This window comes from Nocardioides sp. Root122, assembly GCF_001425025.1.
Taxonomy (GTDB): Bacteria; Actinomycetota; Actinomycetes; order Propionibacteriales; family Nocardioidaceae; genus Nocardioides.
Genome location: NZ_LMDE01000014.1, coordinates 84,327 through 103,230, shown reverse-complemented (window position 1 = coordinate 103,230; position 18,904 = coordinate 84,327). Strand labels below are relative to the sequence as shown.

The 18,904-nt window shown below is 71.2% G+C and carries 17 protein-coding genes and 1 tRNA gene; 7 read left to right on the top strand and 11 right to left on the bottom strand.

The genetic code is table 11. From position 1 onward, the window contains the following. Positions 1-87: 87 nt before the first annotated feature. Positions 88-1,122: a selenide, water dikinase SelD gene (selD, locus tag ASC64_RS18945; protein ID WP_156385296.1), complete on the bottom strand. Its 1,035-nt coding sequence runs from the start codon at positions 1,120-1,122 to the stop codon at positions 88-90. A gap of 128 nt (positions 1,123-1,250) precedes the next feature. Here selD and ASC64_RS18940 point away from each other — a divergent pair. The 3 genes from ASC64_RS18940 to ASC64_RS18930 all read left to right on the top strand — a co-directional run bounded on the left by ASC64_RS18940 (position 1,251) and on the right by ASC64_RS18930 (position 4,426). Beyond that, positions 1,251-1,345 (top strand) — tRNA-Sec (locus ASC64_RS18940). 22 nt (positions 1,346-1,367) lie between these two features. Continuing rightward, entirely contained in the window at positions 1,368-2,678 is a 1,311-nt protein-coding gene (gene selA, locus ASC64_RS18935; RefSeq protein ID WP_056909112.1) for an L-seryl-tRNA(Sec) selenium transferase, read from the top strand. Beyond that, positions 2,678-4,426 carry a selenocysteine-specific translation elongation factor gene (locus tag ASC64_RS18930; protein ID WP_056909111.1) on the top strand — a complete coding sequence of 583 codons (1,749 nt, stop codon included), beginning with the start codon at positions 2,678-2,680 and terminating at the stop codon, positions 4,424-4,426. Before selA ends, ASC64_RS18930 begins: the two co-directional genes overlap by 1 nt. Before the next feature lie 10 nt (positions 4,427-4,436). Here the strand turns inward: ASC64_RS18930 and ASC64_RS23105 are convergent, their stop codons facing one another. From ASC64_RS23105 to ASC64_RS18910, 4 genes are all read right to left on the bottom strand, one after another. After that, the gene (locus ASC64_RS23105) at positions 4,437-5,915 is read right to left on the bottom strand and encodes a fatty acid desaturase (protein ID WP_056909110.1); all 1,479 of its coding nucleotides are present in this window, start codon (positions 5,913-5,915) and stop codon (positions 4,437-4,439) included. Positions 5,916-6,002: 87 nt separating this feature from the next. Further along, positions 6,003-6,761, bottom strand: a complete 759-nt coding sequence (locus ASC64_RS18920) for an ABC transporter permease (RefSeq protein WP_056909109.1) — start codon at positions 6,759-6,761, stop codon at positions 6,003-6,005. After that, positions 6,761-7,810 carry an ATP-binding cassette domain-containing protein gene (locus ASC64_RS18915; protein ID WP_056909108.1) on the bottom strand — a complete coding sequence of 350 codons (1,050 nt, stop codon included), beginning with the start codon at positions 7,808-7,810 and terminating at the stop codon, positions 6,761-6,763. Before ASC64_RS18915 ends, ASC64_RS18920 begins: the two co-directional genes overlap by 1 nt. Positions 7,811-7,944: 134 nt before the next feature. Continuing rightward, positions 7,945-8,598, bottom strand: coding sequence for a PadR family transcriptional regulator (locus ASC64_RS18910; protein ID WP_056909107.1), 654 nt, complete (start codon positions 8,596-8,598; stop codon positions 7,945-7,947). Positions 8,599-8,709: 111 nt separating this feature from the next. On the opposite strand from ASC64_RS18910, the gene ppgK reads away from it, so the two are divergent. Further along, positions 8,710-9,465 (top strand): polyphosphate--glucose phosphotransferase, encoded by a 756-nt coding sequence (ppgK, locus tag ASC64_RS18905; protein ID WP_056909106.1) that lies wholly within the window; start codon positions 8,710-8,712, stop codon positions 9,463-9,465. A gap of 30 nt (positions 9,466-9,495) precedes the next feature. Here the strand turns inward: ppgK and ASC64_RS18900 are convergent, their stop codons facing one another. Continuing rightward, positions 9,496-9,999: a MarR family winged helix-turn-helix transcriptional regulator gene (locus ASC64_RS18900; protein ID WP_056909105.1), complete on the bottom strand. Its 504-nt coding sequence runs from the start codon at positions 9,997-9,999 to the stop codon at positions 9,496-9,498. Positions 10,000-10,120: 121 nt separating this feature from the next. Here ASC64_RS18900 and ASC64_RS18895 point away from each other — a divergent pair, with 121 nt between their 5' ends. Both ASC64_RS18895 and ASC64_RS22220 read left to right on the top strand, forming a co-directional pair. Then, positions 10,121-12,265 (top strand): MMPL family transporter, encoded by a 2,145-nt coding sequence (locus ASC64_RS18895; protein WP_056909104.1) that lies wholly within the window; start codon positions 10,121-10,123, stop codon positions 12,263-12,265. A gap of 12 nt (positions 12,266-12,277) precedes the next feature. Further along, the gene (locus ASC64_RS22220; protein ID WP_156385295.1) at positions 12,278-14,395 is read left to right on the top strand and encodes a hypothetical protein; all 2,118 of its coding nucleotides are present in this window, start codon (positions 12,278-12,280) and stop codon (positions 14,393-14,395) included. A gap of 24 nt (positions 14,396-14,419) precedes the next feature. Here the strand turns inward: ASC64_RS22220 and ASC64_RS18890 are convergent, their stop codons facing one another. After that, positions 14,420-15,796: an NAD-dependent malic enzyme gene (locus ASC64_RS18890; protein ID WP_056909103.1), complete on the bottom strand. Its 1,377-nt coding sequence runs from the start codon at positions 15,794-15,796 to the stop codon at positions 14,420-14,422. A gap of 61 nt (positions 15,797-15,857) precedes the next feature. On the opposite strand from ASC64_RS18890, the gene ASC64_RS18885 reads away from it, so the two are divergent. Next, positions 15,858-16,139 (top strand): GNAT family N-acetyltransferase, encoded by a 282-nt coding sequence (locus ASC64_RS18885; RefSeq protein WP_056909102.1) that lies wholly within the window; start codon positions 15,858-15,860, stop codon positions 16,137-16,139. Positions 16,140-16,142: 3 nt separating this feature from the next. Here the strand turns inward: ASC64_RS18885 and ASC64_RS18880 are convergent, their stop codons facing one another. The 4 genes from ASC64_RS18880 to ASC64_RS18865 form a co-directional block, all read right to left on the bottom strand. After that, positions 16,143-17,039, bottom strand: coding sequence for a hypothetical protein (locus ASC64_RS18880; protein WP_056909101.1), 897 nt, complete (start codon positions 17,037-17,039; stop codon positions 16,143-16,145). 128 nt (positions 17,040-17,167) lie between these two features. Continuing rightward, positions 17,168-17,644, bottom strand: coding sequence for a glutathione peroxidase (locus tag ASC64_RS18875; protein ID WP_056909100.1), 477 nt, complete (start codon positions 17,642-17,644; stop codon positions 17,168-17,170). 132 nt (positions 17,645-17,776) lie between these two features. Next, positions 17,777-18,202, bottom strand: coding sequence for an ion channel (locus ASC64_RS22405; protein ID WP_056909099.1), 426 nt, complete (start codon positions 18,200-18,202; stop codon positions 17,777-17,779). A gap of 73 nt (positions 18,203-18,275) precedes the next feature. Next, entirely contained in the window at positions 18,276-18,887 is a 612-nt protein-coding gene (locus tag ASC64_RS18865; RefSeq protein WP_235563826.1) for a nitroreductase family protein, read from the bottom strand. Positions 18,888-18,904 lie beyond the last annotated feature (17 nt).

Below are 18,904 nucleotides of genomic sequence, written 5' to 3'. Positions count from 1 at the left end.
CGAGGGGTGCCACGCCATGCTCCGCTCATGCTCTGGTGACGAACCTACGACCCCTTCCTAGCGCGGTCCACCACCTGCGGGGGTGGGTCACCGGACGCGGAGCACCGTGTCGCCGCGCGGCACCACCTCGCCGATCACGGGGTGCCCGGGAAGCTCGCCGACGACGAGCAGGCCGCCGGAGGTCTGCGCGTCCGCGAGGAGCAGCATCTCGTCCTCGTCGACGTCGGAGTCGAGGTGCGGCCGGACCCAGTCGAGGTTGCGGCGGCTGCCGCCCGGCACGAACCCCTCGGCCAGCGAGCGCCGCGCGCCGTCGACGTACGGCACCGCGGCGGCGTCGACGACCGCGCTCGTGCCGCTCGCCCGCATCATCTTCATCAGGTGGCCGAGCAGGCCGAACCCGGTGACGTCGGTGGCCGCCCGCAGGCCGGCGCCGACCGCGGCGGTCGAGGCGTCCTTGTTGAGCGTGCTCATCACCGCGATCGCCTCCTCGAAGCGTTCGCCGGTGGACTTGTGCCGGTTGTTGAGGATGCCGAGGCCGAGCGGCTTGGTGAGGGTCAGCGGCAGTCCGGCCCGGGCGGCGTCGTTGCGCAGCAGCCGCTCGGGGTCGGCGAGGCCGGTGACGGCCAGGCCGTACTTCGGCTCCGGGTCGTCGATGCTGTGCCCCCCGGCCAGGTGCGCGCCCGCCTCGGCGCACGCCTCGGCCCCGCCGCGCATCACCTCGGCGGCGAGCTCGAAGGGCAGCCGGTCGCGAGGCCAGCCGAGGAGGTTGACCCCGACGACCGGGGTGCCGCCCATGGCGTAGACGTCGGACAGTGCGTTGGTGGCGGCGATCCGGCCCCAGTCATAGGGGTCGTCGACCACGGGGGTGAAGAAGTCGGTGGTGAGGATGACGACCCGGCCGGTGCCGTCGGCCGCCGGGTGGATCCGGACCGCGGCGGCGTCGTCGCCGTGCTCGACGCCGACGACGAGCTCGCCCGGTTCGCCGTGCCCGGTGCTGCCGGCCCGGCCACCGGGCAGGCCGCCGAGGACCCGCTCCAGCTCGCCGGGCGGCACCTTGCAGGCGCACCCCCCGCCCGCGGCGTACTGGGTCAGGCGGATCGCGGTGCTCTCCTCGAGGGTCACCCGGCCAATGTAGGTCGTGGTTCGTGACTCCGACCGCGGGTCGGTGCCATGAACGGCGGGGCGGGTCCGCGCCAACCCGGCGTATGTCGCCGGACGGGACCGCGGGCACGCACGGCTAGGGTGATCGAGGAGGCGGTTCTCGTCTGGTGACGGACGCGGTCCTCAAAACCGTTGTGGCCCAGCACCTGGGCCAGGCGGGTTCGATTCCCGTCCGCCTCCGCCACACGTGACAGCAGGAGGGGTGGGTGTCGGATCCCAGACGGGCGGTCCCGCGCACCGACCACCTCCTCGCGGACCCCCGCCTGCGCGAGGCCGCGGACCGGCTCGGGCCCGCGCTCGTGAAGCAGGCCGTGGTGGCTGCCCAGCAGCGGTGCCGCGACGGCGCGGTGGCCCCCGAGCAGGTCGCCGACCTCGCCGTCGCCGCCCTGCCGGCCTCGGCCACGACCCTGCGTCGGGTCGTCAACGCCACCGGGGTGGTCGTGCACACCAACCTCGGCCGGGCGCCGCTGTCCGCCGCGGCGGCCGACGCGCTGCGCACCTCCGCCGGCGCCACTGACGTCGAGCTCGACCTCGCGACTGCCCGGCGCGGCCGTCGTGGTCGCGGCACCCTCGAGGCCCTCGCGGCCGCAGTCCCGGACGCCGAGGCGGTCCACGTCGTCAACAACGGCGCCGCCGCCCTCGCGCTGGTCACCCGGGTGCTGTGCCGCGACGGCGGCTCGGTCGTCATCGCCCGCGGCGAGCTCGTCGAGATCGGCGACGGCTTCCGGATCCCCGAGCTGATGGAGTCGGTCGGCGCCCGCCTGCGCGAGGTGGGCACGACGAACCGGGTGCGGCTCGAGGACTACGCCGAGGCCGTCGACGAGACCACGGCGTTCGTCCTCAAGGTGCACCCCTCGAACTTCGCCGTCCGCGGCTTCACCTCCTCGGTGCCGGTCGCCGGGCTCGCCGGGCTCGACGCGCCCCTGGTCGTCGACATCGGCTCTGGCCTGCTGGCGCCGCACCCGCGGCTGCCCGACGAGCCCGACGCGGCCAGCACCCTGCGCGCGGGCGCGGACCTGGTGACCGCGTCCGGGGACAAGCTGCTCGGTGGACCGCAGAGCGGCCTGCTGCTCGGCCGGTCGGCGCTCGTCGAGCGGCTCCGGCGCGACCCCTTCGCGCGGGCGCTGCGCGTCGACAAGCTCACCCTCGCCGCGCTCGAGGCGACCCTCGCCGGCCCGGTCCCGCCGGTGGCGGCGGCGCTCGCACGGTCCGTCGCCGACCTGCGCACGCGTGCGGCGGCGATCGTCGCGGCGCTCCCCGCGGGCCTCGAGGCCTCCGTCGTCGACAGCGACGGCGCGGTGGGCGGCGGCGGTGCACCGGAGGTCGTGCTCCCCAGTGCCGCGGTCGCGCTGCCCGAGCGCCTCGCCGAGCCGCTGCGCGCCCTCGACCTCCCCGTCGTCGGACGCCTCGAGCGCGGCCGGCTGCTGCTCGACCTCCTCGCCGTCGACCCGTCCGAGGACGACGCGGTCGCCGACGCCGTACGACGCGTCGCTGCTGCGACGGAGGAGCCGGGCTGATGCACGTCGTGGCCACCGCCGGTCACGTCGACCACGGCAAGTCCGCCCTCGTCGAGGCGCTCACCGGCACCCACCCCGACCGGCTGGCCGAGGAGCGCCGGCGCGGGCTGACGATCGAGCTCGGCTACTGCTGGACCGAGTGGCCCGAGGTCGGCGAGGTCGCCTTCGTCGACGTGCCGGGGCACGAGCGGTTCCTCACCACGATGCTGGCGGGGGTCGGCCCCGTGCCGGCCGCGCTGCTCGTGGTCGCGGCCGACGACCCGTGGATGCCCCAGGCGGCCGAGCACCTGGCCGCCCTCGACGCGCTCGGCGTACGCCATGCGGTGGTGGCGGTGACCCGCTCCGACCTGGCCGACCCGGGACCCGCGATCGCGCGGGCGAGCGCCGAGGTCGCAGCCACCCGTCTGGCCGGGGCTCCCGTGCTGGCGGTCAGCGCGCGGACCGGTGCCGGGATCGACGACCTCCGCGCGGCGCTGGTCGCGATGGTGACGAGCCTGCCCGACCCCGATCCGGCCGCCGATGTACGGCTGTGGGTGGACCGGCGCTTCACCGTGCGCGGTGCCGGCACCGTCGTCACCGGCACCCTGCCCGCAGGCACCGTGCGGCGTGGGGACACCCTCACCCTCGGTGACACCCAGCTCCGGGTCCGCGAGGTGCAGGCCCTGGGCCGCGACCGCGAGTCGGTGAGCGGGGTCGCCCGCGTTGCCCTCAACCTCGGCGGCCGGACGGACGACCTCACGCGCGGCAGCGTGCTCGTCACGCCGGGCGCCTGGCACCAGACCGACGTCGTCGACGTCCGCTGGAGCGGCGCGGGCGAGCCGCCGACCTCGCCGGTGCTCCACGTCGGAGCCGCCGACGTCCCTGTCCGGTTCCGTCCTCTGGGCGAGGGGCTGGCCCGGCTGTCGCTGCCCCACCCGCTGCCGCTGCGCGTCGGGGACCGGGCGCTGCTGCGCGACCCCGGCCGGCGCCAGGTGTGGCGCGTCGACGTGCTGGACCCGGACCCGCCGCGGCTGCGACGTCGCGGTGCGGCCGCGCGCCGGGCCGCACAGCTGGCCGGCGCCGACGGCACGCCCCGCCTGGCCGACGAGCTGCGGCGCCGAGGCGTGGCGCACGCCGACCGGCTGCGGCAGCTCGGCGTGCGCGTCGAGGGTGACCGCGGCGACCACCTGACGGCCGGCCCGTGGCTGGTCGATGCTGCCGTCGCGGGCGCCCTGTCGGACCGGCTGCCCGACCTGGTGGCCGAGCACGCCCGCGCGCACCCTCTGGACCCGGCCGTGCCGCTGTCCGTCCTGGCCGCGCGGCTCCGGCTGCCTTCGCCGGAGCTGGTCCGCGCGCTCGTCCGGCCGCCGTTGCGGGTGGTCGACGGCCGCGTGCTCGGTGCGGGGTCGCCCGGCCTGCCCGACGGCGTACGCCGTGCGGTGGACGCGGTCCTGCAGGACCTGGCCGCGGCGCCGTTCGCCGCGCCGACCGCCGACCGCCTCCGCGAGCTCGGCCTCGACGAGCGGGCCCTCGGCGCAGCCGAGCGGGGTGGGCTGCTGAAGCGGGTCGGACCGGGAATCGTGCTGGCGCCCGCGTCCGTGGACGGTGCGGTCGACCTGCTCCGCGACCTCGACCAGCCGTTCACGACGAGCGCGGCCCGCGAGCGGCTGGGGACCACGCGACGGGTGGTGCTCCCGCTGCTCGATCACCTCGACCGCGCCGGCCGCACCCGGCGGCTGCCGGACGACCGGCGCGAGGTCGTGGGCTGAGGCCGGGCCGTCAGGCCACCGAGCGCTCGGGCGCGACGGGCACGAAGTCGACCTTGTCGCGCACCCCGCAGTCGGGGCAGCACCAATCGTCGGGGATGTCGGCCCACGCGGTGCCGGCGGCGAAGCCCTCGTGCTCGTCACCTGCGGCGACCTCGTAGACGTACTCGCAGCCGGGACAGCGGGCGGCCAGCACCTCCCCCGCCGGGTCGTGTGCGCTCGCCGTAGCAGTCCCCTCGGGGCTGCGCACTCGACTCGTCGAGCCGTAGCGGGCGAGGTACGCCTCCCGCTTGCGCGGGCTGATGTTGGCGAGCGACACGTCGCCGCCGTAGTGGTCGACGACGCGCTGGTCCATCACCCGGCGCCAGACGGCGGGCACGATGGCGAGCACGATCATGCCGGCGTACCCGGTCGGGAGCACCGGGCTCTCCTCGAAGTCGCGCAGCGTCTGGTAGCGCCGGGTCGGGTTGGCGTGGTGGTCGCTGTGCCGCTGCAGGTGGTAGAGCAGCACGTTGGTCGCGATGTTGTTGGAGTTCCAGCTGTGGCCGGGCAGCACCCGCTCGTAGCGCTGGCGCTCGCCTTCTCCGACCTTCTGGCGCAGCATCCCGTAGTGCTCCATGTAGTTGACGACCTCGAGGAGCGAGAAGCCGACGACGGCCTGGATGAGGAGGTACGGCGCCACCTCGAGGCCGAACGCGGCGAGGACGGCGACCCAGAGCACCAAGGTCATCAGCCAGGCGTTGAGCACGTCGTTGTCGAGGCGCCACGGGCTCTGCTTGCGGCGGGCCAGGCGCCGCTTCTCCAGGCGCCAGGCGGACTTCAGGGAGCCGCCGACCGTGCGCGGCCAGAACTGGTAGAAGTTCTCGCCGAGCCGCGAGCTGGCCGGGTCCTCGGGGGTCGCGACGCGGACGTGGTGGCCGCGGTTGTGCTCGATGTAGAAGTGGCCGTAGCAGACCTGCGCGAGCGCGATCTTGGACAGCCAGCGCTCGTTGGCCTCCTTCTTGTGGCCGAGCTCGTGCGCGGTGTTGATGCCGATCCCGCCGATGCAGCCGATCGAGATGGCCAGGCCGACCTTGTCGACGATCGTCAGCGGGTCCTCGGCCAGCGCGCCGAAGACGTCCCAGCCGCCGACGACCGCCATCGCGCCGAGGAAGCCGGCGTACTGGATGGGCAGGAAGAGGTAGGTGATCCAGCGGTAGTAACGGTCCTGCTCCAGCGCCTCGATCACGTCGTCGGGCGGGTTCGAGCGGTCCAGCCCCGCGATCAGGTCGATGGCCGGGACGATGCCGAGGATCACGATCGGACCGACCCAGAACCAGACCGACCAGCCGGTCGCCAGGTAGCCACCGAAGGCGACGAACGCCAGGCTCGGCACGACCAGGCCGATGAGCCACAGGTAGCGCTTGCGGTCGGTCCACAGCTCGGTCGTGCCGTCGGGCACCGTGCCGCTGGGCGCGAGTCGGGCGGGGTGCTGCGTGGGGTAGCCGGGCATCTGCTGCCTCCTGCCGTGGGGGTTTACAGAACCATAGGATCTGTAAACCTCGTTGACAAGAGGCACCACTGTGTCAAGTTCGAGACGTCAGGCGTTCTCCTTGCGGAAGGTGGCCGTGCCCCACCAGACGGCGAGGGCGAAGAGGGCGAGCGCCCAGGCCGTGCCCCACATGACGCCGCTGGCGGCGAAGTCGCCGACGAAGCTGCTGCGCACGCCGTCGACGATCCAGCGGAACGGCATGAAGTCGCTGATCCGCTCGAGCCAGGCCGGGCCGAGGGTCATCGGCAGCATGATCCCGCTGAGCAGCAGGACCGGCATCATCACCATGTTGATCACCGGCGCCATCACGTCCTCGGACTTCGTGGTGAGGGCCAGTGCGTTCGAGGCGGCGGCGCAGGCGCCACCGACCAGCACGGTGATGCCGACGCCGGCCACCACGCCACCCCAGGACGGCCGCATGCCCATCGCGGTGCCGAGCGCGATCAGGATCATCGCCTGCACCAGCAGCTGGAGCAGGTCGCGCAGCAGCCGGCCCATCAGCAGCGCGGTGCGCGAGGCGGGCGTGACGCGCTCGGCCTCCACCACGCCCTCACGCCACTCGGCGATCAGGCCGAAGCCGGCGAAGAACGCCCCGAACATGCCGAGCTGCACCAGCAGCCCGGGCACCAGGAAGGTGTAGGCGTTGGTCGCGCCGAACTGACCCACCAGCGGCTTGAGCAGCGGTCCGAACAGCAGCAGGTAGAGGATCGGCTGCAGCGCGCCGATGATCACCCACGCCGGGTTGCGCAGGTTCATCCGGAGCTGGCGCCGGAAGACGATGTAGGTCTCGCGGAAGAAGGTGGACATCAGGCACTCACGTCCTCTCGGGCCTGGTCGGCACTGGTGGTCTGGGCGGCTGACTCCGAATCGGGCCCGACCTCGGACTCCGACCCGGCCTCGGACTCCGCGTCGCGCAGCGAGCGTCCGGTGAGGGTGAGGAAGACGTCGTCGAGGGTGGGGCGGTGCACCTCGATCGACTCGAGGGCCACGCCGGCGGCCTCGACGTCGCGGAGGAGTCCGGGCACGACGCGACCGGCGCGGGCGACGCGGCCGGAGACCTGCGTTCCGGACGTACGGACCGACTGCGCGACCGTGGCGAGCTTCTCGGCGGCCACCGTGACGTGGTCGGCGGCGACCTCGAGCGTGACGAGGTCGCCGGACACCTGCGCCTTGAGGTTGTCGCTGGTGTCGGAGGCGACGATCCGGCCCTGGTCGATGATGACGATGCGGTCGGAGAGCGCGTCGGCCTCGTCGAGGTAGTGGGTGGTGAGGAAGACCGTCGCTCCGCGCTCGGACCGCAGGCGGGCGATGTGCTCCCAGAGGTTGGCGCGCGCCTGCGGGTCGAGACCCGTGGTGGGCTCGTCGAGGAAGACCAGGGTCGGGTCGTGGATCAGGCCCATCACGATGTCGAGGCGCCGCTTCTGCCCGCCCGACATGTTCTTGGGCATCCGCTCCCACAGGCCGTCGAGCTGGAGCTGGGTGAACAGCTCCTTGCCCCGCTTCTCCACCTGCGCTCGGGAGAGGCCGTAGAGCATGCCGTGGTCCATCACCTCCTCGCCGGCGCGTGCGGAGGAGGAGACCCCGCCGGCCTGTGACACGTAGCCGATCGAGCGGCGCACCTGCACCGACTCGCGCACCACGTCGTAGCCCGCCACGGTCGCGGTGCCCGCGTCGGGCCGCAGCAGCGTGGTCAGCATCCGCAGTGTCGTGGTCTTGCCGGCCCCGTTGGGGCCGAGGAAGCCGACGACCTCGCCCTCGGCCACGTCGAGGTCGACGCCGTCGACGGCGCGGACCTCCTTCTTCTCCTTCCCGACCTTGGTCTGGAAGGTCTGCACGAGTCCTCGTGCTCTGATCATCGGTCCCCGTCCTTCGGTGTTCAAACTTGAACATCCAGTGTGCGGCCTCACCTGCACGGCTGCAACCGCATTACGAGAGCGACCGACGCCGCGATGGCGTACGACGCCCGCACCGCGCGCGGGCAGGGCGGGCGTCAGGCCGGGGCGTCCGCCGCAGCCTGGTCCAGCAACTGGCGGTAGCGGTCGCGGTCGACCTGCATCTGGCGGCCGGGGTCGTCCGCGGGCGGCACCCAGCGCCACGGTTCCCCGGCGAGGTCGAACTCGCCCGCCCGCAGCCGCTCGACGGTGCCCACCAGCCACGCCCGCTCCTCCCCCAGCAGGTCCAGCCAGTGGCGTACGCCGTGCACCGCGTGCGGCGGCGCCAGCTCGCCGGAGCCCGGGTCCCACTCCCGGACCGAGCGGTCGAGCTCGTGGATGCGCACCTCGAGGTGGCGCACGGCGACGTCCCGCGGGAGCAGGGGCAGCATGCCGAAGGCCGCGTGGAAGGCGACGGCGTTGAAGAGGGTGACCGTCTCCAGGCCCTCCCCCAGCAGCCGCGCGAGCTCACCGCGGCCGACCTCGGTGATCTCGTAGACCGCGACCGTGCGACCGTCGTCGGCGAGGTCGTGGCGCACCACCTGGCCCAGCTTCTCGAGGGTCGTCAGTCCGCTGTAGATCGAGCCCGGTCCGAGGTTCGCCCACTCGTCCACGCGCCACGACACCAGCTCGCGCCGGATCTGGTAGCCGTTGACCGGCTCGAACATCGCCACCGCGCCCAGCAGCAGCATGCGCGTGGTGTGGGCGGCCATGTCCGGATGCTAGATGGTCCGGATCCCGGGCGCTGGGGTCTCCCGGCCGGCGTCTCACAGGTGCTGTTGCCCGCGTCACACCGGCGGCGGGCGGGCGATAGGTTGTGCGCCATGGATCATCCCTTCGGCATCGACTTCGGCGGCACCGGCATCAAGGGCGCGCCGGTCGACCTCGAGCAGGGCGACTTCGCGCACGACCGGGTCCGCATCGACACCCCGCGGCCGGCGACCCCGCAGGCCGTGGCCGGCGTCTTCCAGCAGATCGTCGACAGCTTCGAGCCGTCCTCGACCCCGGTCGGCGTGACCGTGCCCGGCATCGTGCGCCGCGGCGTCGTGCTGTCGGCCGCCAACATCGACAAGTCGTGGATCGGCGAGGACGCCGACGCCATCTTCACCGAGGCGCTCAACCGCGAGGTGCACGTCGTGAACGACGCCGACGCCGCCGGCCTCGCCGAGGCGGAGTACGGCGCCGCGAAGGGCCGCCAGGGGCTGGTCATGGTGATCACCCTCGGCACCGGCATCGGCTCGGCGATGATCTTCGACGGCCAGCTCGTGCCGAACTCCGAGATGGGCCACCTCGAGATCGACGGTGAGGTCGCCGAGGTGCGCGCCGCGACCAGCGCTCGCGAGCGCGAGGGGTTGACCTGGGAGGCGTGGGCCGAGCGGCTGACGACGTACTTCCGGCACCTGGAGCGGCTCTTCACGCCCGACCTGTTCGTCATCGGCGGCGGCGTCAGCAAGTCGTGGGAGAAGTTCGGCCACCTGATCCAGGTCGAGACCGAGATGGTGCCCGCGACCCTGCAGAACCGCGCCGGCATCGTCGGCGCCGCCCTGGTCGCGCACCGCAAGGCCGGCCTCGACGACTGACACCCGACCGGCGTCAGCGGCTCGCTGCGCTCAGTCCGAGGAGCGCGGCACCGGGCCGCTGACCTGCTCGAAGGCGGCGGTCGCGCCGCGCAGGTAGCGCTCCACCACCGCCTTCTCCTCCGCGGTGAAGGACGAGTCGTGCCGGTCGAGCGCGGCGAACATCGGCATCAGGTGCCCGATGATCTCGCCACGGCCGGAGTCGGTGATGTGCAGCTCGGTGCGCCGGCGGTCGACCTCGTGGGGGCGGCGCTCGACGTGGCCGCGGGAGACCAGCCGGTCGACGATGCCGGTGGCGGCCGCGGTGGAGACCTCGAGGCGTCGCGCCACCTCGGCGGGCCCGATCTGCTCGCGGCTGAGGTGCTCGAGGGTGACCAGCTCGGTCTCGCTGAGGCCCGAGCGGCGCGACACGACGTGGTTCACCCGGCTGCCGGCCGCGATCAGGTCGCGCAGGGCGCTCAGCGTCGGCGGCTGCTGACGCTCCGCCCCGCGCTCCACCCACGCCGGCGCGGTCGGCGCCGAGGGCTGGTCCGTCATGACCCACCTCTCCCGGGCCGCACGTCGCGACGCCCGTCTTGCATCGCTCCCACCATACCGCTAACTTGATGAGTAACTTGCTTAGCAACCATCGGGCCTAGCGATCTGTCGAGGAGCCTCGTTGTCCACCCACCGCACCCCCGCCCCCGCCCGGTTGATCGCCGGACGTCGTACGGCCTGGCTCGTCGCCCTCGTCCCGATCCTGCTCGCCCTGGCCGTCCTGGCGCTGGTCCCCGAGGGCAAGCGCGAGACCACCAGCACCGACACCTCCCCGATCGGCGCCGACAGCACCCGCGCCGCCGAGCTCCTCGACGAGCTGCCCGAGGACGAGGGGCAGGTCGCGATCGTGCTGTGGACCGCCGACGAGGGCACGCTCTCGGAGTCGGTGCAGGGCGACCTCACCCAGCAGGCGGTCGGCCTGCTGTCGGGCGCCGGTGGCTCGGGCGAGGCGCCCCCGGGCGCCGCGGGCGGTGCGGGCGGTGCGGGCTCCGGCAAGCCGGGCGGGGACGCGCAATCACCGGTGGTCGTGGCCGAGGACGGCACGGCTGCGTTCGTCGCCGTGCCCGTCGCGTCGGCCTCGGCGACCGACAACATCGACAAGGTCGAGGAGCTGCGCGACACCCTGCGCGCCGACGCCCCCGACGGCGTGAGCGTCGCGGTCACCGGCCCGGCCGGCATCCAGGCCGACATCGGCCAGGTCTTCGACGGCGCGGACATCCGCCTGCTCGGTGCGACCGCCGCCGTCGTCGCGCTGCTGCTCATCATCACCTACCGCAGCCCCGTGCTCTGGCTGGTCCCGCTCTCGGTCGTCGGCATCGCCGACCGCCTGTCCGCGATCGTGGCGACTAACGTCCTCGAGGTGACCGGCATCGCCTGGGACGAGTCGACGGTCGGCATCCTGAGCGTGCTGGTCTTCGGTGCCGGCACCGACTACGCCCTCCTGCTGATCTCGCGCTACCGCGACGAGCTCAAGACCACCGAGTCCCGCTTCGAGGCCATGGCGCACGCCTTGTCACGCACGTTCGAGGCCGTCGTGTCCAGCGCGACCACGGTGGTGCTGGGCCTGCTCACCCTGGTCCTCTCCACCGTCCCCACCACTCGCGGCCTCGGCGTCGCCTGTGCCGTCGGCGTCGTGATCGCGGCGACCTTCGCCCTGGTCGTGCTGCCAGCTGCGCTGGTGGTGTTCGGCCGGTGGGTCTTCTGGCCGCGCGTCCCGCACGTCGGTGACACCGTGCTGGTCGAGTCCAACTCGCTGTGGCACCGCGTCGGCGAGGCCGTCGCGCGACGACCGCGGACCTTCGTCGTCGGCACCATCGCGGCGCTGGCCGTCCTGGCCACGGGCACGCTGTCGATCAGCACCGGCCTCCGACCGGCGGACCAGTTCCTCGAGCGTCCCGAGGCGATCTCCGCCGCCGAGCGGCTCGGTGAGTCCTTCCCGGCCGGCACCAGCGACCCGGTCCAGGTCGTCACCCGGGCCGACGGCGAGCAGGTGCTGTCCGCCGTGGAGAAGGTGGAGGGGGTCACCTCCGCGCGCATCACGTCCAGCGCCGAGGGCATCTCCCAGATCGACGCGGTCCCCGACGCGAGCCCGGGCAGCGACGAGGCACAGGCCCTGGTCGGCGACGTCCGCGACGCCGTCGCGGGCTTCGACGACACCCACGTCGGTGGCGGCGACGCCGAGGCGGTCGACGCCGAGGAGTACGCCGCGAAGGACCGGCTGACGATCCTGCCGTTCATCCTGCTGCTCGTGCTCGGCGCGCTCGTCCTGCTGCTGCGCTCGGTCGTGGCGCCGCTGCTGCTCGTGGCGACCGTCGTCGGGACGTACGCCGCCAGCATGGGCGCGTCGTGGTGGCTCTTCCGCAGCGTCTTCGACTTCGCCGCGATGGACACCGGGGTGCCGCTCCTGGCGTTCCTGTTCCTGGTGGCGCTCGGCGTCGACTACAACATCTTCCTGGTGACCCGGGCGCGGGAGGAGGCGCGCGAGCACGGCACCCGGACGGGCATGCTGCGCGCGCTCACCGCGACGGGAGGCGTGATCACCAGCGCCGGCATCCTGCTCGCGGCGGTCTTCGCGGTCCTCGGCGTGCTGCCGCTGGTCGTGCTCGCCCAGCTCGGCGCGATCATCTTCGTCGGCGTGCTGCTCGACACCCTCGTCGTCCGCACGGTCCTGGTCCCCGCGCTCGCCCTGACCCTCGGCGAGAAGTTCTGGTGGCCGCGCAAGGTGTGGCGAACGGAGGATAGAACGACACCGATCGCATCTTACTGACATTGTTAATGCATGGCGATCGGCAAGCGTGAGATCGAGGATGCTGTCCACACTGGTAGGCCCCTGGGCGGGACCGCACTGCCGTCATGGCTTTCTCAAACGCAACTCACGCAATATCCGTACTACCAACGGTCGCTGCCTTCAGCGCCTCTTCGAGAGGTGCTCCTCACCAGCCCATCTCACGTCAATGCTGACCCGACCGGGCTCACGCTGACGGGATCAGTGATTCGAGGTGACCTCGACCTTAGTCACGCAACCGTCACGTACCCGCTACGTTTCATCGGCTGTCATTTCCTCGGTCGCCTGATCCTACGATCCTCGCACCTTCACGACCTCGCGCTAGACGGGTGCACCCTCCATGCCTCCGATGTCAGCATCGCCGCCGACGACGTCGATGTGACACATTCCTTCGCCGCCAGTCAGATTGTTTCGGCTGGGGAAGTGCGCATAGTTGGCGCGAGAGTCGGGTCTGTCCTTGATCTGAACGGCGCAACCCTGCGAGGCATACCGCTGAGCCTGTCTGCTGAACTGACCACGGTCCGCGGGGGAATCACCGGAGTTAGACTCGAGGCGTACGGACAAGTCGACCTGATGGGGCTGAGAACCGAGTCTAACCTGATTTTCGACGGCGCCCAGTTACACGGTTCTGGCATAAGCCTTGCAGCCGACGACATTGAAGTTCGCGGAAGTGCTTCCTTGCAGGACATGTCAGCTGACGGCGAAGTTCGCCTGTTAGGCGGGACGATCGGATCCACTCTAGACCTCTCCTACGCGGAGTTGAATGGCAGCACGACGTCCCTCTCAGCGGACAGGTTGGACATTAAGGGAACCGTCTTTGGAACGGGACTCGAGGCCAACGGCGAGGTCCGGTTCCTAGGTGCGAGGTTTGGTAATCAGTTCGGTCTTCCCAATGCAGTCCTTAGAGGTCTGGAAGACAGCCTTTCTCTCGATGGAGCATGTATTTCGGGTGACGTGGTCATGGACGGGATTACATGTGAGGGCACATTGAACCTGACCAGCGCAGCACTGGGAGCCAATGTCCGATTGGGCGGCGCGAGGCTTAGATCTCCCGATGTCGCAATCGACCTTAGTGGGACACGGATTTCCGGAAGCGTGCGCGCATACAGAATTCAAGCGACGGGCGAGTTTCGATGTCTCGGCCTCGAGGTCGGCAGTCAGTTCGGAATATCGGGTTCTCACCTGGAGGGATACCCCAAGAGTCTTTCTGCGGACAGACTGAAGGTTGGCGGCAACTTCCTCGGAATTGGACTTTTCTCACGTGGGGAAGTGCGGCTACCGGGGGCACATCTGTCCGGGCAGTGCGCTATATCTGAGCTAGAGTTGGGAGCGAAGAGCGATGGAATCAATCTCGCTCATACCCGCGTCAACGAAACTCTGTTCCTGAATACTGGAGCCTGCGGACCGGTTCTAGCCGATGGGCTCCATGCGGGAACTCTGCTTGTCGGATGGAGTGAGGACGCCATGCCTGCACTGCATCCGGATACCGGACCCGGCTGGCATATCGGAGCGGTGCGCGGAGTATTGGAAGATGATGCCCGTGCCGCTGCTAGGTGGCTTGAACCGATTGCCGCTGCGCAGCCGTGGCAAGCACTCGCTTCGTCGTACGAGAATAACGGGCATCCAACCGCGGCAAAACGTATGCGATATCTCGCGGCTGTCAGGTCTACTCGCAATATTTCGATGTCGCGGCAAGTGGGGCGCCGCTTGTACCAATATCTTGCGGGGTACGGCTACTACCCGGGCCGAGCGCTCCTGTCCCTCGGCATCGTCTTCTTCATGGCGCTCGCTGTTTCGGCGTCTGCAAGAAGTGACTTCAGCACTCCCGCCGACAACGCATCCGCGGTATCGACGGCGACGAGCACCAGGGCATCGGAAGGTGGCTTTGTTCGTTCGGGCGATTGGAACCGGAGTTGGAGTGTTCAGGAGTTCGACCCTGTGTTGTACTCAGCGAGCGTTGCGGTTCCAGCACTTGCGTCCGCAAGTTATCAAGCCTGGGCGCCGCCGGCCGGACCCACCACTTACGTCATCCTCGGCCTGCGAGGATGCGCGTGGATCCTTGCAGCTCTACTGCTTTCGGCCACGACCGGACTTCTGCGTCGTTCGACATAGGACCGTGCGCTTCTGCAGCGCCATTCAACCGAGCCCGCTGATGGCGGAGGCGACCCGCTTGGTGACGTCGGTGTGGAAGACGCTCGGGATGATGAAGGCGGCGTGCAGCTCCTCCTCGCTGACCGTGTCGGCGATGGCCTGGGCGGCGCGCAGCAGCATGTCGGTGGTGACGTGCGAGGCGCCGGCGTCGAGCAGGCCGCGGAAGACGCCGGGGAACGCGAGCACGTTGTTGATCTGGTTGGGGTAGTCGGAGCGGCCCGAGGCGACCACGGCGGCGTACTTGCCGGCCTCGGCCGGGTCCACCTCAGGGTCGGGGTTGGCGAGCGCGAAGACGACCGGCTTCTCGGCCATCGTCGGGATCCACTGGTGGTCGAGGATGCCGGGCGCGGAGACGCCGATGAAGACGTCGGACCCGGCGAGCACCTCCTGCAACGAACCGGTCACCCGGCGCGGGTTGGTGGCGGCGGCGAGCTCAGCGTGGGCCGCGGACAGGGAGGTGTCGTCGGCCGACAACGCGCCCTCACGGTCGACCACGACGACGTCGTGCGCGCCGGCAGCGAGCAGCAGGGTGACGATCGCGGTGCCGGCCGCGCCCGCGCCGGACACCACGACGCGTACGTCCGTGAGCAACTTGTCCACGCACCGCATCGCGTTGGTGAGCGCGGCCAGGACGACGATCGCGGTGCCGTGCTGGTCGTCGTGGAAGACCGGGATGTCGAGCGACTCGCGCAGCCGCTTCTCGATCTCGAAGCAGCGCGGGGCGGCGATGTCCTCGAGGTTGATGCCACCGAAGCCGGGCGCGATCATCTCGACCGCCTTGACGATCTCGTCGGTGTCCTGGCTGGCCAGGCAGATCGGCCACGCGTCGATGTCGGCGAACCGCTTGAACAGCGCCGCCTTGCCCTCCATCACCGGCATCGCGGCACCGGGCCCGATGTTGCCCAGCCCGAGCACGGCGGAGCCGTCGGTGACGACGGCGACCGAGTTGCCCTTGATGGTGAGCTTGCGGACGTCCTCGGGGTTGTCGTGGATCGCCATGGAGACGCGCCCGACACCCGGGGTGTAGGCCATCGAGAGGTCGTCGCGGGTGCGCAGCGGCACCTTGGAGCTGACCTCGATCTTGCCGCCGAGGTGGAGCAGGAACGTGCGGTCGCTGACCTTGTGGACGGTGACCCCGTCCACGCCGTCGACCGCGGTGACCAGGTCCTGCGAGTGCTCCGCGTCGGCCGCCGAGCAGGTGACGTCGACGACGAGGCGGTCGTGCCGCGACTCGGTGACGTCGATGGCGGTCACCACACCACCCTGCGAGGCGATCGCGGTCGCGACGGCGCCGACGACGCCGTGGTCCGGAGCGGTGTACAACCGCATGGTGATCGAGTACGACGACGCGGTTGCTGCCATGCCCACGACCTTCCCCCGCCGCTGGGGTTACCAGCAAGTCATGTCCGGCTAGGTTTGCGATATGGACATAAAGTTCGCCGACGCCCCCGACCGGAGCCGCTACGAGCTGACCTCCGGCGACGACCTCGTCGGCTTCATCGACTACCGCCTCCACGGCGACGTCATCACGATGGTCCACACCGAGGTCGGCGAGCAGTACTCCGGCCAGGGCCACGCCGGGACGCTCGCCCGCTCGGCGCTCGACGACGCGCGCTCGCGCGGGCTCTCGGTCGTGCCGTCGTGCCCCTACGTCGCGGCCTACATCGACAAGCACCCCGAGTACGCCGACCTGGTCAAGGACTGACCCTCACCGCACGACGCTGTCGGTGACCGTCCGGCTGGCGCCGAGGAAGAAGATCCCGGGGATGGTCTCGAAGCCGTCGCTCGGGTTGTCCTCGAGCCGCGACCCGCGGATGGTGAGCGTGCCGGTGCGGTCGTTGGAGACGAAGAAGATCGCGCCGCCGCCCTCGCGGGCGTGGTTGCCGGTCATCGTCGAGCCCTCGACGACCAGGTTGATGTCGTTGCCGTCCATGTAGATGGCGCCGCCCGAGCCGCCGCCGGGTGTGCCCGGCCGCGAGGGGTTGGCACCACGGCCCACGGCCGCGTTGTCCGTGAAGGTCGAGTCGACCACGCGCCACGAGACCCCGATGCTGCTCAGCGCGGAGCCGTTGCTGCACCGCCCGCCGGTGAAGGTCGAGCGCTTGACCACGACCGGACGGTCGCGGTGCTGGTCGAGGACCCGCACGGCAGCGCCGCCGAGGTCGGGGCCGGTGCGGTCGCACCGGTTGTCGGCGAACACGGAGTCGAGGATCCTCAGCCGCCCGCCGCGGACGAAGAGCGCGCCGCCGCCACCGCCGTCGGTGCTCTCGCCCACCGAGCTCCCGCCGACGAAGCGCATCCGCTTCACCACGAGCCTCGGCTCGGCCTGGTCGTTGCAGTGCGAGGTCGTCCAGACCTGGGCCCGGTCGCAGGTGTTCATGGAGAGGATGCGGCGCTGCCCCTGGCCGCTCAGGGTGACCTTCCCGCCCCCGTCGAGCACGACACGGGCGGAGGTGTTGACCACCTTGGCGGTCCTCGTCATCGCGATGGTGACCGGGCCCGGGCCGCAGTCGAAGGTGACGACACCGCCCTTCGCGACAGCCCGGACCACCGCACGCGACGTGCAGGAGGCCGGCGTGCCGGTGCCGACGACGGTGTCGGCCACTCGGCTGAGGGGTCTCGTGACAGGCGCCGGAGCGCCTTCCTCGACCAGCGGAGCCGCTGACGCCGCTCCCGGTGTGGCCGGCGCCAGTGCCGCGACGAGAGCCGCCGCGACGAGGGCACCGGCCCTCGTCACAGCGCCTTCTCGATGTCGTTGCTCAGCTTCTCCGGCTCCGTGGTGGGCGCGTAGCGGTCGATGACCTGCCCGTCGCGCCCGATCAGGAACTTGGTGAAGTTCCACTTGATCTTGTCGCCGAGCAGGCCGCCCTTGGAGTCCTTGAGCCACGCGAAGAGCGGGTGCGCGTCCTTGCCGTTGACGTCGACCTTGGAGAAGAGCGGGAACGTCACCCCGAAGTTGCGCTCGCAGAACTCGGCGATCTCGGACTCGTTGCCCGGCTCCTGGCCGCCGAACTGGTCGCAGGGGAAGCCGAGGACGACCAGGCCCTGGTCCGCGTAGGTGTCCTGGAGCTGCTGGAGGCCCTTGTACTGGCCGGTGAAGCCACACTGCGAGGCGGTGTTGACGACGAGGACGACCTTGCCGTCGTACTGGGACAGGTCGGTGTCCGTGCCGTCGATCGCGGCCGCCGAGAAGTCGGAGAGAGAGGTCATGCCCCCGAGTCTGCCAGCCCGTCCGGCACCGCCGGCCGGCTCAGGGGACGACGACCAGAGCTGACCCGCCCACGAAATCGGCGACCACGTCGGCTCCGTCCGGGGCAACCGTCACGGCGGGGTGCCCTCCCGTCAGGTCCCGGGCGGCCCCAGCCTCGCCTCGATCGCGTCGAGACGACGCTCGAACCGTTCGAGCGCGTCGAGGACCTCGTGTTCCCTCGACGACTCCTCCTCGCGCGTCGGGAGCTCCTCCTCGCGCACGAAGAGGGCGGCCAGGGACGCGCTGACCAAGGCCAGCGTCAGGAACCCGACGATCATCAGGAGTGCCGAGAGCAGGGCGCCCGCCGTCGTCTCGGGAGCCTCACCGATGAAGCCGACCGTGGTGATCAGGCTGGTCGACCACCACAGGCCCCGCCAGAAGCCGTCGACGGTCCGGGTCTCGATGGCCGCCGCCGCCGCTGCCGACACCAGGACCAGCAGGATCGCGGAGAGGATGACCGGCAACAGCCATGCCGATGAGATCGGCAGGTGCCGACGTCCGAGCACCAGGTGCTTCACGATGGCTCCCTCCCTCGTCGTTCGCTCCCTGACCAGAGTAGGCACGGACCACGGTCCGCGGCGCAGGTCCGGATCAGGCCTCGTAGCGGCCGTGCCGCACCCACTCCTCGAGCGGCCTGCGCTCCCGGTCGCGGTGGTCGCGCGCCGCGGTGCGCTCGTCGACGTCGCCCGGGTCGCCCGCCACGCCGACCGCGATGCCGGTGAGCAGCCGGTGCGTCGCCGGTACGCCAAGCGACTCGGCGAGGACGTGGTGGTCGAAACCGGCGAACTGGTGGGCGTGCAGCCCCATCGACCGGGCCTGGAGGGTCAGGTGAGCCGCGGCCTGACCGACGTCGTAGAGGGCGTAGTCGCTGTACGCCGGCGCATCGGCGTCCTCGCCCGAGTGCACATGGGCGGCGGTGAGGAAGACGCCCGACGCGCGCGGCACCCAGCTGGAGTTGCCGCGACTCAGCGTGGCGACGAGCCGGTCGTGGTTGGCGGTGCCCGGCACGCAGACGAAGAACAACCACGGCTGGCTGTTGCCGGCGCTCGGCGCCCACTGCGCGGCGCGAAGCAGGGTCTCGACCTCCGTGTCGGTGAGGCGGTGTCGGTCGTCGTACACGCTCGCGCTCCAGCGCGACCGCATCGGCTCGGCGAGGCCCGCGGCGCTGGGCTGCGGTGCTTGCTCGTGCTGCTCCTCGATCACGTCGCGCAGTATCGCCC